General features: G+C 67.4%; 14 protein-coding genes. 3 read left to right on the plus strand and 11 right to left on the minus strand.

All coding sequences use genetic code 11. The annotated features are described in order from the left end of the window. Nucleotides 1-6: 6 nt before the first annotated feature. On the minus strand, nt 7-792 hold the full coding sequence (locus tag WG923_RS17100; protein ID WP_340352186.1) for a helix-turn-helix transcriptional regulator: 786 nt from the start codon (nt 790-792) through the stop codon (nt 7-9). Beyond that, nucleotides 764-1,048, minus strand: a complete 285-nt coding sequence (locus WG923_RS17105) for a hypothetical protein (RefSeq protein ID WP_340352187.1) — start codon at nt 1,046-1,048, stop codon at nt 764-766. Before WG923_RS17105 ends, WG923_RS17100 begins: the two co-directional genes overlap by 29 nt. A 662-nt stretch (nt 1,049-1,710) precedes the next feature. Here WG923_RS17105 and WG923_RS17110 point away from each other — a divergent pair. Further along, complete coding sequence (locus WG923_RS17110) at nt 1,711-1,881, plus strand: hypothetical protein (RefSeq protein WP_340352188.1); 171 nt, start codon at nt 1,711-1,713, stop codon at nt 1,879-1,881. 191 nt (nt 1,882-2,072) lie between these two features. Here the strand turns inward: WG923_RS17110 and WG923_RS17115 are convergent, their stop codons facing one another. The 8 genes from WG923_RS17115 to WG923_RS17150 form a co-directional block, all read right to left on the minus strand. Next, a complete protein-coding gene (locus tag WG923_RS17115) occupies nt 2,073-3,143 on the minus strand; it encodes a DUF7146 domain-containing protein (RefSeq protein ID WP_340352189.1) in 1,071 nt (356 codons plus the stop codon). Between the two features lie 253 nt (nt 3,144-3,396). Continuing rightward, entirely contained in the window at nt 3,397-5,643 is a 2,247-nt protein-coding gene (locus WG923_RS17120) for a hypothetical protein (RefSeq protein ID WP_340352190.1), read from the minus strand. Nucleotides 5,644-5,693: 50 nt separating this feature from the next. Continuing rightward, nucleotides 5,694-6,779 carry a DUF3150 domain-containing protein gene (locus WG923_RS17125; RefSeq protein WP_340352191.1) on the minus strand — a complete coding sequence of 362 codons (1,086 nt, stop codon included), beginning with the start codon at nt 6,777-6,779 and terminating at the stop codon, nt 5,694-5,696. 1,068 nt (nt 6,780-7,847) lie between these two features. After that, nucleotides 7,848-8,297, minus strand: a complete 450-nt coding sequence (locus WG923_RS17130; protein ID WP_340352192.1) for a single-stranded DNA-binding protein — start codon at nt 8,295-8,297, stop codon at nt 7,848-7,850. Between the two features lie 6 nt (nt 8,298-8,303). Then, nucleotides 8,304-9,254, minus strand: coding sequence for a hypothetical protein (locus tag WG923_RS17135; protein WP_340352193.1), 951 nt, complete (start codon nt 9,252-9,254; stop codon nt 8,304-8,306). 71 nt (nt 9,255-9,325) lie between these two features. Then, nucleotides 9,326-10,051, minus strand: coding sequence for a hypothetical protein (locus WG923_RS17140; protein ID WP_340352194.1), 726 nt, complete (start codon nt 10,049-10,051; stop codon nt 9,326-9,328). A gap of 7 nt (nt 10,052-10,058) precedes the next feature. Next, on the minus strand, nt 10,059-11,051 hold the full coding sequence (locus WG923_RS17145) for a MoxR family ATPase (RefSeq protein WP_340352195.1): 993 nt from the start codon (nt 11,049-11,051) through the stop codon (nt 10,059-10,061). Beyond that, nucleotides 10,960-11,682 (minus strand): hypothetical protein, encoded by a 723-nt coding sequence (locus WG923_RS17150; RefSeq protein WP_340352196.1) that lies wholly within the window; start codon nt 11,680-11,682, stop codon nt 10,960-10,962. The genes WG923_RS17145 and WG923_RS17150 overlap by 92 nt, the downstream gene beginning before the upstream one ends. 769 nt (nt 11,683-12,451) lie before the next feature. On the opposite strand from WG923_RS17150, the gene WG923_RS17155 reads away from it, so the two are divergent. Further along, nucleotides 12,452-13,393, plus strand: a complete 942-nt coding sequence (locus tag WG923_RS17155) for a hypothetical protein (protein ID WP_340352197.1) — start codon at nt 12,452-12,454, stop codon at nt 13,391-13,393. A gap of 226 nt (nt 13,394-13,619) precedes the next feature. Here the strand turns inward: WG923_RS17155 and WG923_RS17160 are convergent, their stop codons facing one another. Then, on the minus strand, nt 13,620-13,868 hold the full coding sequence (locus tag WG923_RS17160; protein ID WP_340352198.1) for a hypothetical protein: 249 nt from the start codon (nt 13,866-13,868) through the stop codon (nt 13,620-13,622). Between the two features lie 308 nt (nt 13,869-14,176). Between WG923_RS17160 and WG923_RS17165 the strand changes: the two genes are divergently transcribed. Beyond that, a complete protein-coding gene (locus WG923_RS17165) occupies nt 14,177-14,713 on the plus strand; it encodes a DUF488 domain-containing protein (protein ID WP_340352199.1) in 537 nt (178 codons plus the stop codon). Nucleotides 14,714-14,910 lie beyond the last annotated feature (197 nt).

Below are 14,910 nucleotides of genomic sequence, written 5' to 3' on the forward strand. Positions count from 1 at the left end.
AGTCGATCAGATCAACCCATATTCCGCCGCCAGGCTTGCGGCCGCCTTCCGGTTCGCGACACCGAGCTTCGCGTTGATGCGCTGAAACCGCGAATCGACAGAGCCAGGCGACGTACCCAGTTCAGCGGCAATTCGCTTGGTCCCGTGTCCCAGACGTTCGTGGCGCAGCAAAGCGAGGTCCTCTGAGGTGATGCGGGCCGACTCGCGAAGCTCTCGCTTGATTCGATCTATCCACCACTCGTTCAGCTCCATGGCCAGGCTGCGCGCGGCAATCTTCAGCGCGACAAACCCGTCGCCTTCGAAGAAGCCGTCCTGCGCCGAGCCCAAGCACAACACGCCAATCCGCGTGACGCTGCCGCTGGCCGGCGCCGGGACAATGACAGCCGACTTCACGCCGAATTCTTCCGCCAGCTCGACGATCTCCTTCTCCTCGAGCGTCGTCACCGGGATCTCACTGGCCCGCACGGGCTGCGAGTGCAGCAAGGCGTAATTGAGCCAGGGATCGTGCGCATACCAGGCTCGACGCCCGTACTCCAGGCACCACACCGGATCGCAGGCGAGCAGGAACCGGTAGGACTCATGCGAGGGATCGTCGCGGATGAAGCTCCCGAAGGCGGCGGAATCCGCTCCCATGCAATGAGCAGCGTTCTTTAACAGCGCCAATGCCTCGGCCTCGTCTACGGCGCCCGCCAGGCGCTGCACGACCGCGCTGACCCGTCCGAAGTAGTCAGGACGAGATGTCAGATGCGCGAGCGAACGGAGTTCACTCGCGTCGGAGCAGGTTGTTGCCATGGCGCTTCAGATTGATGTGCACCAAGGGGTAGTCGAACCGTACCGAATCCGCGTCGCACCAGCGCTCGAAGCTGGTGTCATCCGTGAAGATGGCCGCATGCGTGACACGGCCTCTGCCTTGGCGAAATTGCACGCGCTCAACGAAGATGCCCATAGGAGCACGCGAGAGCGTGAACGCAACCGCGCCGTCCTCGCTGCGGACGAACCGGCGCGCCGCGCTATGCGAAGGAGAGGGTGCCGGCCGCTTCATCGGCATGGTGCCGCTCGCATGCAGCGCAAACGAAGCTGCGGAGTTCTTCCGAAGCTTCAGGACTGGCCAGCAAGAAGAGCGTCTCGGCGCTGCAGCGTGGACACTCGATGACCGCAAAGTGGGTCACAGTGCCGCAACCTGTACACCGCATCGATTGGATACTGTTTTCCTCGACGCTCTCGTAATCGTCGGACTCGGCAAGGCCGCACGACCGACACTGAATCGACAGAGGCGAGGAATCCAGCAGCAGGCCGGAACTGTCCATGACGCATCCCCTGATCTTCCGCAAGCCCTGAAGGCCCCGCTACGTTGAGCAAGAGCCCGTCGCGACTACTCGCGCTATGCGCGCACCTGTCCGCACTCCGACGGCGAAGTGGAATGCATCGCGCGCGCCGTGTCCAGCAATCTGATTGTTTCCCTTGGTAAACGATGAGCCATTCTTTTACGCGGGGGCATATGACTGTTGCGAGAGCATTGCCCTCCTTACATAAATCTCCGTAAGTCACACCGCCAAGCGCAGCGAAGCGATCGAGACAGGTGCGCAGGATGGCGGTATGCGCTGCGCTCGCCGCACAGACCACGCGGACTTGGTGCGATGCACCTGCCGGACTACAGCGAGCTTTTGGCCTTGTGCGTCGTTCTTCGACGGCAGCCCGGCTAAGGCCGGCATGGACCTGCGCTACTGGCGAACGACCGTTCCCATGGGTTTCGGCTTCTGCGCCGGCGAGTACCTGATCGCGTTGGGCGACCGCAAGCCAACCGCAGCCGAGCCGTGGACGCTGTACCTGCACTACGGCGACCAAGCCGTGAACGTGCTGCAGTGCGTGGACGTCCAGTGAGATCGCGCAGTGCCTCACAGCGCCGCCGCCAGCGACCCTCCCTTGATCATGCCGATCGGCCGGCGCGCCACTTAGGCGAGCGAACTGCGCAAGCTGGCGGCACGCAAACCGATGCGGCTCGAATCTTCACGTGAGAGCCTGAGTTTGGAAAAGAAGATGAATGGGCCGGCCTCCCCGAGGTCCGGCCCCTTTCATGCAAACGCCGCGGCTGCCTGGCGCTGCGCCCAGTAGTCCGCCATGTCGAAGCCGACGCGGCTCGCCTTGACCACCAGCACCCTTTTGCCGCGCTCGCGCATGCGCTGCGCGAGCAGCTCGGCGTAGTGGCTTCCTGCACTGCGAAAGCGCTTGGCTTGGTCGGGTCCTGAAGGCAAGGCCTTGGGCGGGTCGTGGTCCGCGAAGACCACAATCCGGTTGACATACCCGAGCAGCGGCTCCGGCAGGTCCATTGCCGCCATGGAGGCGCCGTTCAGGCACGACCACACCGGCATGCGCCGGACCATCGCCGCCGCCAGCGCCGACTCGATCCCTTCGGCGAAGCCGAGGGTGTCGCCGTGCACCGGCATGAGCATCACGGCGAAGCCGTTGACGCCGACCCCGCGCTCGGTCTTCTTCACCACCGGAACATCCGCCTTGTGGCCATCCGGCGTGAGGTAGGTCTTGTGCAGCTGCACGAACGATCCCCGGGGACTGAGAGCCTTGGCGACCATGGCCGGAAACCGGCCGATCAGCACGGGCCGGCCCTTCGGATCGTCGGGAGCGGCCCAGTACTCCAATGCCGGATGGAACCGCAGCATCTGGGGCACGAAGTCCAGTCCGGGCACGCGGCGCTTGAGGTAGCGGTCGACGGGGTCACCGGCGGCGATGGGTTGTGTGGCGTCCCAGATCGCCTGCATGCGGCGCAGATTGCGCGCGATGTCGGCTTTCCGATCGATGTTCGGGCGTGCTGCGGCCGGCAGGCGCGTCGGACCGCTGGAAGCGCACGCGTGGAAATGCGCCCGCACGTGGTCGGCCGCCTCGCGGAAGCTTCGGTAGCCCATGTGCTTCATCAGCATCGTGAAGCCGTCGGCCCAGCTACCGGCGCTTTCGGGGCACATGGTGCAGAGCCACACGCCGCCGTACTTGTTGCTCCAGCGGTAGCGGTCGCTGCCGCCGCAAAACGGACAGGGCCCGTGGCGCCCGGTGAAGAACGTGTCGGCCATGCCGGCACGCTGCAGGATCTCCGGCCAGCGCCCATACGCAAGCACTTCTGCCTTGTCGCTCATGCTTCTCCTTGGATGTGGGGCCGATAACGGCACCCCTCGGGCGCAGCCGGCCACCGGGGTTGTGAATGCAGCTGCGGAGGCTGCGACGTCGCGGGTGCGAGATCGACCGGGATTGTGTGGACAGGCTGTCAGGTCGTCCAACGGACAGGGCCTGTTCGTCGACTGATGATGAAGGCGCCGAGGGTTTCTGCAGAGGCCCTAAAGCCCCTGTAGAAACCCTCCCCCGAGGGGGAGGGAAAGGTGGCGCCGGTGATTAAGCCGCCAGCTGCGCGGAGATGCGCTCGCGGAACAGGCGCGCCAAGGCGTCGGGCAATTCGCCCACGCCCTGAACATTCACCGCGTTCGGAATCCAGGCTCGGATGTCGCAGCCGATGCCGACGCCGACCACCAGGACCCGGAGTTCCTCGGCGCATGCGAGCGCGCGCGTGAGGGTGTCGCCATCGCCAGGGTCGTCGTCGGTCACGATGGCGAGGATGTTCTTGAGCCTGCGCTGCGCGAGCAGCAGCGGCAGTTCGGCCACCGTGGCCGCGCCGATCGGCGTGCCGCCGCTGGCCACCAGCGTTGCGCAGCGCTGCAGGCAAGGGCGCGGTGATTCGCCAAAGCGCTGCAGCGTCTCGGTGACGGTGTCCACGCCGGGAAAGCGCACCACCCTGGTCCGCACTCCGAGCCGCTGCAGCGCCAGGCTGAACGCCATGGCGGCTTCTGCAGCCGTGCGCAGCTGCTCGCGCATGCTGTAGGACGAGTCCAGCAACACGGTTGCTGCGGCATCGATGCCGCAGGCGTTGCGCTTGGCCACGAACACCCGCGTGTCGCCGAGCGCGGCGAGGCGCCAGAAGCGCTGGCTCATGACGCGACCGCCGGAATACGTCGCCCGCGTCGGGCGCCGGCGGCGCTCCTGCAGCTCGCGTTGCAGCACGGTGACCAAGCGCGACTCCACACCTTGGAGCCTCGTCTCGATGGCGTTCACCGGCGCATCCGACATGCTGGCCAGGGACATGCCGGCACCGTCGACGGGCGAGCCGTCCTCGGACTGGTCGCCCGGCCCTGCTGCCAGCGCAGCGAGGGACGCCTCGAAAAGCTCCTCCAGCGAAGCCGATGGATGGGCTTGCGCCAGCATGGTTGCTACCTGCTGCAACTCCTCGTCGGACAGGGGGTCCGCGGCAGGCTCTCCGTCCGGTTCAGGGCCGGAGCCCTGAGCTACACCGTAGCGCGCGACCAGCGTCTCGCGCAACAGCGTCCCGAGGTCCAGCGGCTCCGCAGCCGTTTCCGAAAGACCGATGGCACTCGTGGACGGGTTGGAAGCATCGCTTGCGCAATGCACGTCGCCCACGGGACCGACCGCCCCGCGGGCGTCGGTGGACCGTTCGGTGCCGACCTGCGGTGGCGAAGCAACGTCGGCGGCGGCGGCGGCGGCATGCATCGGTTGCGTTCCGGCCTGCGGACCGGAGCTTGCGCCAGTCGGCGCCGGATCGGCGCCTCGGCGGTCACCCCGCTTGGAGTCGGTGGCGCTCGCCTGATCGCCCTGCCCCGCGGTCGTGGCGCCGTCCGATGCTTGCGGTTGCCCGTCAGCCTCGACGACCGGATCCTCTCCTCCGCAGGCGCGTGGGTCCCCGCAGCCTTCGGACGCTGACTCGCCGCCGGGATCGCTGTCCGCGCTCGTCGCATCGGCATCTCCGGTCAATTCAGAGGCCCATGCGTCTTCGGCAGCGTCCTGGGCCTCACTGCCACTGGCAGCACCTTCGCCTCCGGTGGACTGGTGGCCCGGTTCGGCGCAGTCCTTCAGCGCATCAGGAGCTTGTTGCTGGCCGGCTGGCTCCGGGCCACGGTTGTCGAGTCCCGCAGGCGCGTCGCCGGGAGCCTCGCTTTGCAGCGGAACTTCCAGTTGGCGCAGGCGGGCGATCAAGGCTCGTGCGGCCTCTTCGGTTTCCAGGCTGGTTTCCAGATCCGGCAGGCACCCTACCGCTTCATCGATGGCCCCTTGCTGCGTCTCGTTGATAAAGGGCGCAAGCCGTTGCAGCAAGTCCGGCGCTCGGCGCTCGATCGGCCCGTGCGGCGCGACCGCAAGAAATCCGCGCAGCAACAGATCCAGCTGCAACGCGCGTTCCGGCGCTTGGGCGAGGAATGCTTCAAGCCGGTCGCCGATGTCTTGCAGCATCTCGTCCAGACCGCGCGACAGGACCAACGATGCTCCGGGGTAGCGCCTGACCTGCCGGCTCTCCATGCGCGGATCTTCCAGCGCGTTGAAGACTCCCAGCTCCTCGGTCGTGAGCCGATCGGCGAATCCGGGTTGGGTTTCCAGTAGGTGGCCGCCTTCGTGCACTGCGAGGCGGGTGAGCAGCGCGATTTCGGCAGCATCACCCGTCTGCGGCAGGGGCAGGTGGACTCCGCCCTGGTTGTCCATGCTCGCGCGCTGGTCCCAGTGGACGGGCACCCGCTGTCCGAGCATCAAGGCGAGGAAGGCCTCGATCAGGCGCCGGGCCTGAATCAGTTTGTGAATCATGATGGCTCCTGGCCCCGACCAGCATGGAAGCTGGCCGTGGGCTTGTTGCGTCAAAACAGCGTGCCGGCAAGCTGCGGCACGAACTGGCTGCTGCCGCCTTGGGGCAGCAGGGCGTCGAGGTCGATGTCCGCAGGAGGGGCGGCCGTCGGCAGGGCGGCCTGCGCCGGAGCGCTGGCCGCTGTCGGGGCGGGACCGACCGTGGCACCGACCTTGGAGAGCAGGTCCTCGAAGGCTTCGCTGGGCGACGCCAGCTGCAGCGCGATCGCCGCCGCTTCCTCCGCCGCCTTTTCATTGGCGAGGGTGCGTGCGAGGGACCAGATGTGCACCAGGTGGACGCCGTCGATGGGGCCGTCCCTGGGCAGCAGCGCCAGGCAGTGATCCACCACCTGCGCCATCGGAAGGACGGTGGGGTCGAGGAAGCTGAAGCTGCGCAGCTTCTCCGCCACCCGGCGCAGGGGCCCCAGGGTCTTCTGCGTGATCCTGTCGCGCGTGCGGGCGACGCCCGTGCCGTCGTCGCCGGCGAGATAGCGGTCCATGAGGACGCGGGCCTCGCGCGCGGCGTCCGCGAACAGCTCGCCCTTGAGGCCCGTGAGCTGGCGGCCGAAGTGCTCGTTGATCGGACTTGCGTCCTCCAGGCTCGGTGCCGAGACACGGCACAGGTGAAAGCCGAAGGCAAGGCGGCCTGCGACATATTCCGGGGTTGGTATGTCGTTGATCAGGTGGGCCCAGTCCTCGTTCTCGGGCTTCTCGCGCCACTCCTGCACGCGCGTTTCGAAGTCGCGGTGCAATTGCAGCCGTTTGGCGTCGAACGACGCTTTCACGTCCACCAGCTTCTGGTACACCCGATCCAGCTTCGCCTCGGGGATGCCGATGGTCCCCAGCAGGGGCAGCCCGTTGATCTGCAGCACCTTTTCGGCTTCGCGCTTGTCGCGCATGAAGGGCGCCAGATCGTCGGGGTCGGCGATCTTGATGGATCCCAGCGTCGCCAGGGATTCCGGGGGAAGGTCCTTGAACTCGGGGTTCTTGGCCAGCAGCGCCTCCTTGCGCAAGCGCTTGCGGCCAGACCAGAGGTGAATGTCCAGCGTCACGCAGATGAGGCCCGTCGCCTCCTTCTGCTTGATGAGGGTTTGGTCCATGGGTTCTCCGTGTGCGAAGCGGGAACCCGGGACCCAGCGGGAACCTGGTTCCCGCCTGGGTTGAGAGGATTAATGCAGGACGTGGTCCTGCTGTCGGATGTGCCGAACTCGCTCAGTCTAGGGAGGGTGATGCAGGGCCGCAACCGACTGGGGCCGCGTGTACTGGTGGCATAGCTGTCCCACGCAAACGAGGCCTTCACCTTCCTCTCTTTGATCCATACGGTTCTCTATCAGACATGAACCCAGCGCGACCGCGGGGACGGGGCCGGCTCCCCGCGCGGGTTTGGACCTTGAAATGCAGGGGCGCTAGCCCTGCTTATCCAGTCTTACGAGCGCAGCAAGTTCCCGCCGGTCCCTCCGGACCCCGTCGAAGCCATTCTGTTCCGCATGGACCAGCAGCGCCTTGCCCAAAAAGACTTGGTGCCCTATATCGGCTCACTCTCCAAAGTCTCCGAGGTGTTGACCGGCAGTTCCTGGCCGGGATCGGGAGTCGGCAGCATCGCCATAAAGCTGACGTTGGGGGAGCGATCCGGCCCGATTGCAGCCTCCAGCAATGTCCAAAGGGCGGCCGGTGGCTGGTTTCGAGCTTCGCTCCGCTCGTAAACGGCATGCGCCGCGCGGAGCAACGGCTCCGTGGCTCCTCGCACGCCAGCATCTCTTGCTAAGCCCGTCACGAAACCCGCCAATGCGCACTGCACCAGAATCCAGTTGCGGATTGGCTGGTCCCGCGGACGAAGGTCCACCGCCAGTCTCATGGAGTTGTCGCTGCAGGCGCCTCTGAAGCGCGCAGCATGGTTACCGGCCGGAGCTGTCCGCTCGGAGGGCCTGGGGCATTTCAGCGTTGAAGTCCCGTCGCATCGGGGACGACCGAATTCGGCGCCAGCAAGCATGGCTCCAGCTTGCTGCTAGGCACTGGAGGTGTCCTGAGGTGCATTCTTGAGTGCGCGGTCTCGCCCGGCAAACGATCAGGGCCAGTCGATCGACTGGCCCTGATCACGATGCTCCTTCCCTCCCACCTGTGCGGACGTGCTCTTTACCGATGGCACCGTGTGACGCACGGTGGATCATCTAGATCAGCCCTGGCGCAGGAGGGTTCCTACCCTGCTCTTGGGCCGGCGGTGCCGCGGCCACTCGCGATCGCGATGTCTCCCGCCGATGTTGCCCGGACGCGGCTTGCTGTCGCCCAGTGGACGCCGGCTCCTGCCCTCGCGGCTTCGGCCTCGGCCCGGCTTCCCACCAGGTCAGTTTGTACTTCACGAAGGTGCGATCCTGACCGGAGCCGTCGGTCCAGCGTTGCGTTTCCTGGGTGCCGGTGGCCGAGACCAGTTGCCCCTTCTCGACCCGTTCGCAGAAGGCCTCCGCCTCCTCGCCGTAGCAGAAGAAGGTGACGGCTTCCACGTGTTCCTCGCCGCGCGCGAAGCGGTTCGCCAGCAGGCGAAACTCGCACACGCTGGTCTGCCGCAGCATTTTGAGCTCGGGCTGGTGGGCCAGCCTGCCGTGTGCGGTGATGACGATCACGCCGCCCTACCCTCGCAGCGCTGCGTCCATCCGCTTGACCCGGTAAACGTTCTTCTGGCCTTCGCTGCCGTTGCCCAGCGTCACCGGCACCTTGCCCATCGGAGTGATGGCGACGTGGTGGCCGACGGCGCAACCGGCAGCCGTCAGCTCGCGCTCCAGTTCGGCACCGCGCAATGCGAGTTCCGCGCCGTTGGCCAGCTGCAAGGTGGCCTCGAACACCTCGTAGGGGTAGCGCCCGCCTGGCTTCTGGGTCTGGAAGCCGGCCTTCACCAGCTTGCCCACATACGTGAATCCCGACGTCGCCCTGGGCGCCGCGGCACCCGCCAGCGGCTGCGCGGCTTTCAGCGCCGGCTGCGCTCCCTCCCCTGTTCCTGCCACTTCCTCGCGCGAGGGCTCGTTGTCCGAGCGTTCCGACGCAGCTTCATGTGCCAGATCCGCAGGCGCTGCGCCTCGGCGAGGTCTCGCATCGCCCTGGCGCGGGCGGGCGGCACGCGCTGCGCGGCTTCCCAGCTCGTTGATCAGCCGCTCCACGGCTTGGGTGGTTTCGTCCTTGATCGCATCCAGCCCTGCCGCCGGCTGGTAGGGCACGTCCGGCAGAGTATGGCGTCTGCCCTTCATCAGGGCCCGCAGGCACGGCTCGTTGACGATCAGGTCGCGCTTGACGAGCCCGAGGGCGTGGTAGACGCGCAGGTTGATCACGCCCACCGGCGGGTCGAGCCGGATCGAAACGATCCGGTCCGCCACCTCGAAGTCCCGGGTGGGAACGATCTGCGCTGCCTGCGCGTCGGCCGTCCGATCTGCGGGCGCCGCTTCGACCTGCATCGATGCCGGTGCGACCGCCCATGGCCGGGCCCGCGCGGGGCGCAGGCGTCTGGTGGCGAAGCGGTGCATCCACCACGCCACCACCGGAACCACGAGCAGCGCCACCAGCCGGCCGGTCAGGACCAGCGCGTGCATGGCCCCATGCAGTGCCGCCGCGCACAGCACGGCGACGACATGACCCAATGTCTTCATGATGTTGTGTCCTTTCAAAACGATGCCTGCCGGGCGAGTGCCAACCACTCACCGGCATCGGATGGCGCCGTCGCTGCGGGAGCCGGGTCGATGGGAGCGAGCGTCGGGTCAGGCAACCAACCGAAGTCGGCCAGCGCCTGCTCGATCTCGCGCCCCTGGAACCACTGGGCCAGCGCGTTGCGCCAGTCGTGGCGCTGCGCATCCGGCGGTCCCACCGGCAGTTCGCCAGCGCTCGACACCAGCACCAGCTGGTTGTTGCGGGCCCACTCGGCCACGAGCAGCGCCGCCCGAACGTCGCCGCCCTTCAGCGCCAGGTAGTGGGCCGACTGGCCGCAGTGGCGCAGCCACTCGTCGCGCCCGCGGCCGCCGCCGGGCATGCCCTGCAGCCGCTCGCGCCAGCCTTCGGCGAGCCGGATCATGTCCATCCCCTGGGGCACGGCCACGAAGAACAGCAGCTCGCCGTGCGCGCCGGCATCCAGTTCGGGGTGCTGCGAGACGAACGCGCCCTTCAGGTCGGGCTCGCTGCCTGACAGCTGCAGGTACCTGGGCGCCCCCTTCCGGTAGCCGGCGCGCAGTTGCCCTTGCAGCAGCGGCGCCAGCTTCATCGGCTCGATGGTGCCGAGGCTCGCCCGGCCCGCCGGGTCGATCGCCGCGGTCCTGACCTGTCCATCCGGCACCAGGGCCGCGAAGCCCCAATGTCCGAGCAGGGCGTGGGTGTAGACGGTGTAGAGAGGGCTCATCGCGCGTCTACGCCCTGGTGTTCAGGCACTGGTCGTAACCGGCCTTCAGGGTAATGATCTCGTTGACCGCCTTGGCCATGGCGGCCGACATGCGCACGGCCTGGCCGATCGCGTAGTGCAGGCCGCTTCTGCGCTGCTGGCGCAGTGCCGCCTGGTACATCACCGTGTACTTGGCCCAGCGCAGCACCGCCCGGGTGGACAGCGGCTTGTCGATGTCGGGCGCGTCGGCCCGGAAGGCCTGGCGCACGTCGTGGGCCACCTCGACGCACAGGCCAGCGACCGTGTCGGCCAGCGCCTCGGGGATGCCGCCGCCGACCAGGTGCAGCTTGACCAGCGCCCGCTCCTGGTCGGCCGGCAGGTAGTCCACCTGCATGTACGAGAAGCGGTCGTCGTTGGCGACGTCCTGGACATTGCGCCCCGCCACCGCCGCCTTGCTGTCGACGCCGTTCTGGGTGGCGAAGAAGCGGGCGGTCCGTGCCGGCGTCACGACCTCGCCGGTCTCGGGAATGGTCCACGCGTAGCCTTCGAGCAGCATGTTCAGGCCGGTGGCCTCACCCGGATCGAGCACGTTGTACTCGTCCAGCAGCACGGAGGTGCCGTCGCGGCAGGCTTTCACCACCGGGCCGTCGCGCCAGCGCAGCCTGCCGTCCTCGTCGGGCAGCAGCTGGCCCAGCAGCGCGTAGCGGTCGGTGGTGGGCCCGCAGGGCACCTTGTGCAGCGGCACGTTCAGTCGGGCGTGGATCTGCTCGACGAAGGAGGTCTTTCCGGCCGCCGGGTCGCCCTCGATCATCAGCGCCCGAAAGCCCCCCACCCAGAACATGGTGAACTGGCGCAGCCGGTCGGTGTCGAACACGTAGTGCTCGTCGAGCGGCGGCACGCCCGCCAGGCCGGGCTCCAGGCCCGGGATTTCAGCCGCGGCAGAGGCCTGCGGCATGTTGAAGGTCTCGCGAATCCTGTAGCGCCTGAGGGTCGCCACCGGGCTCGGGTTGCTTGGGTCCATTGGCCATCTCGTTAAAGACATTTCCAAGGCCCCTCTCCCGCAGGAGCGGCATGAGGCCGTCCCGCAGCCGCTCGGCGCTGAAGCCGCAGATGCGGCAGCACTGCTCGAAGGAGAAGGGAGTGAGGGATTGAGGCAGGACTGCCTCGAACGGCTGGCCGCGTGCGTCTCGCAGCACGGCCACCATCGGTTGGGGGGCGAAGATCCATCGCAGGATCTCGCGTTTTTCTGCGCGCTTGCCGCGTGCCTGCAGCGCCTGGAGTGAATGGCGAAGCACCGCTTCGTGAAGCTGTGCCACCGCCTGATCCGACCAGCTGTCGCCGCTTCCTGCGGTGAGTGCTGGCCGGCGGATCTGGGCTGCCGGTTCGCCGGACGAACCGGCGTCGCCGTTCCCGTCGTCGCCGGCGGGTGCTGCGGCCAGCGGCGGCTGCAGGACGGCCAGGTCGAGGGTGTCGAAGAGACTGCCCACGGCGCTGTCGTCCTGGAGCCGCAAGCGCCGCGGCGCGTGCCGTGCTTGCTGCCGGCGCAGCGTGCTGCGGCTTCGCTCCTGTTCCCAGGCACGGATCTCGTGCGCGGCAAACAGCAGCAGGTGCAGTTGCTGCGGGTGCGCGTCGCTAGGCGCCGCGGGCCGCACGGGATCGCTCCCGGCCACAGGCCTCAATGGCTCGCATCATTGCCTCCAGCTCTGAAGAGACCTGGGCGGCGTCCGTTGCGGGGACAAGCCCCGGTCGGGTGGATGGTCGCGGACGAAGCCGCGGGTTGAACGCCGACCCAGGGGGCGGCTGCCTCGATGGGGACATCGAAGATTGCCAAAGGGCTGAGGCCAGCCACTTGGCGATCGTCGCGTCCGCAGGGGCGCTTCAGAATGAGCGGGGAATGGCGCAGGACCATCTGGAAGCGAATGAGGACGGTCGTCCTGCAATGCGCTGGTGCCCGTCCGGCAGGCCACGGGCCGCCGGCGCGCGCCGATCGCCATACAGCGGAATTCGAGGGCGGCCCCCCGCCGCTCGCCGCGGCGCCCACGGTGCCATTCGCGAATCGCCGCAGACAATCATGGCGGGACGCGGATGCGCCCCCCCATGGGCGGCGCCACATCGGCCGCCGTCGCTTTCACGATTCCCCGTCTCCGGGTTGCTGCCCGCCGTCGCGGGAAGCCGTTGTGACTCGGAATGTTCTAGGTGTCCCAGTTGCACCGCCCCCGGCAACCGGATGGCGCCGCCATCTTGGAAGGCCCCTCCCCGAGCGTCAAACGTCCGGGGCCAGTTGCTTCAGGATCGGGCGATACGACCGCTCAGGCCGGTTGCCAGGCAGCGATAACAGCCGGCTCGATGCACGTTGCACGGACCGGTGTCCACGCGCCTGCTGCCTAAAGTCTGGCGACGCTTCTCACCCGGAGACACTGAATGACAGACATCGAGGCCCCCCGTGCCGGCCACAGTCCGGACGACGTCGGCAGCCGGCAGGCGCGGCGCCAGCAGGCGCTGGAAGCCATCTTCGGAGGCAAGTTCCGCCACAGCTTCCTGAGTCCGTACATGGTGATCGAGGACCACGTGATCGAGTGCCCGGTGGCCATCCGGTTCTACAAGAAGGACTTCAACTACCTGTCCAAGCAGCTTTACCTCGAGTACCAGTACCGCAGCTGGAACGGCTTCAACCCGGAACTGCTGGACAAGTACGCCACCATCACCACGACCAAGCTGGCGGCGATCGACACGCTGATGCAGAACAACATCAACCGGCTGCTCAAACTGCTGGAGCAGCACGGTCATCTGGGAAGCCTGACCCTGTGGCCGGGGGTGCTCAGGACCGACGTTCCGATCATCGCGGCCCAGGCCCGCGCCTACATCGGCGTGCTGTCCAAGATGGACCGCCTCTATACCCTTTCCGGCACGGCCAACCTGCTGGGCGTGATCGACTCGTCGCAGCGCGCCGATGTGGAATTCACGGCCAAGAAGGCCGTGCGCGCGTTTCGCTCGATCCTGCAGACCGAAGTCACGCGCCTGTACCGCGAAGCCCAACGCATCATCGCGGAGCAGCACAAGACCGGCAAGGTCGATGCCGCGATGGCCTCGGTGCTGCAGCAGCAGTCGCAGGACATCGCGGAGTTCGCGGCCAGCACCCAGCACGAAGGCGAAGAACTCACCTTGGACCTGATGCGAGGCGAGCCCGGACAGCTCATCGCCGAAGCCGCCGCGGCTTCCGTGGCCGCTGCTGCGGCGGGTGGGACGGCCGCGAAGAACGGTCGCAGCACGAAGACGAAGGCGCAAGCCGCACTCGGCGAGGCCGCCGAGGCGGTGGCCAGCGCAGGCGTGGCCGACCTCGCCGCCCCCGCTGCGGCCCTCTGAGGCCGGGGTTGGGGCCTGATCCGCCCTCCGGGCGACTCGCTTCCTCAGGGAAGCCGCCGAGGAAACCTTGGCGTGGCGGCGAGCCGCACCCGGCGCTCGGCGAAGGCCAGGTGATCCACCGCAAGAGCCGCAGCCAGCTGCTTTGCCGCGCGAGCAGCGCCACCTAGGTGGACCCACCCACAATGCAGAAGCTGCCGGCCGCTGCGCACCGGCGTGGCCGGGAGCCTCAGGCGGCCGGTCCGGTCTCGCGCACGCACTTCTTGACGTTGCTCGCCTTGGCCGCGCCAGCCAGCTTCTTGTCGGTGGCGGCGAGCTCGCACTTGGCCTTCGCATCCTTCTCGCACTTGGTGACGAAGGACTTCTGGGCGGCGCCCGCCAGCTTCTTCTCCTTGGCAGCGGCCATGCAGGCCGAGTCCGCCGCATGAGCGAAGGACGATGCGAATGCGAGCACGATCAGGGCGGTAAGCGTCTTCACGGGCGATCTCTCGAAATGCGCGACAGTGCGCATGCGGATTCTGCACCAACGCTTCCAGCCTCACGTTGCGGCACTGCTCGTCCAGTGAGCGCTTGACATGGCCAGCCTCGACTCCTGCAGCTGCTGGCCGCCCCCGCTGCCACTGCCGTCCTCATGGTCTCGCCTGGGGCCGCCGTCCACGCATGGCGAGGCCTTGCGCGATGGCCCGTGCACTGAAGCGGACACGGCCAGCCGGAATGGCAGCTTTCGCGCCCGGAAAGCGGACCGAAACCCCGTCCGACTGCTATCGTCCCGGCAGTTGCCTGTGCATGAAGCCTGCTCTGACCATTTGGACCATCGGTCACTCCACCCGGAGTGCGGATGACTTCGTTGCGATCCTGAACGCGAACGGTATCGAGGTGATCGCGGATGTGCGCCGGTTTCCGGGTTCACGCCGGTACCCGCACTTCGGCGGTCCTGCGCTGGCAGAGCGCCTGGCAATCGACGGCATCGACTACGCGTGGCTGTCGAAGCTCGGCGGAAGGCGCAGGGGCGAGGTCGGCCCGGAGCAGGCAGGCTGGCGGAATCCCTCCTTTCGAGCCTATGCGGCGTATACCTGGACGGAAGAGTTCGCCGCCGGGCTCCAAGAGCTCCTGTACATCGCCAACAGCGGGCGCACGGCCGTGATGTGCTCGGAACTGCTTTGGTGGCGATGCCACCGGGCCCTGATTGCGGATGTCCTGCGCTGGCTCGGCATCCGCGTGATCCACATCCGCTCGGAAAGCGAACATACGGTTCACCCCTATACGTCGCCGGCTCGCATCGTGCACGGCGAGCTGAGCTACCCGTCAGGTGATTGTTGTTGACCGGGCCCGAGGCCAAGGACCTCCGCCGTCCCTGGCCTGCGTTCGCTGCTGGCCGACGAGGCCGACGCTGCAATAACCAAGCGGCGTCATCGGCCGCGTCTGCCCTGTTGGCGGTCTCGCCCGGCACGCCGCGCAACACTGCAATCCGCTCACATCCTTCCAGGAGGCTTCATCTCCGAGCGGCAGGGACCCTCTGA

The organism is Ramlibacter sp. AN1133, assembly GCF_037890035.1.
Taxonomy (GTDB): Bacteria; Pseudomonadota; Gammaproteobacteria; order Burkholderiales; family Burkholderiaceae_C; genus Ramlibacter.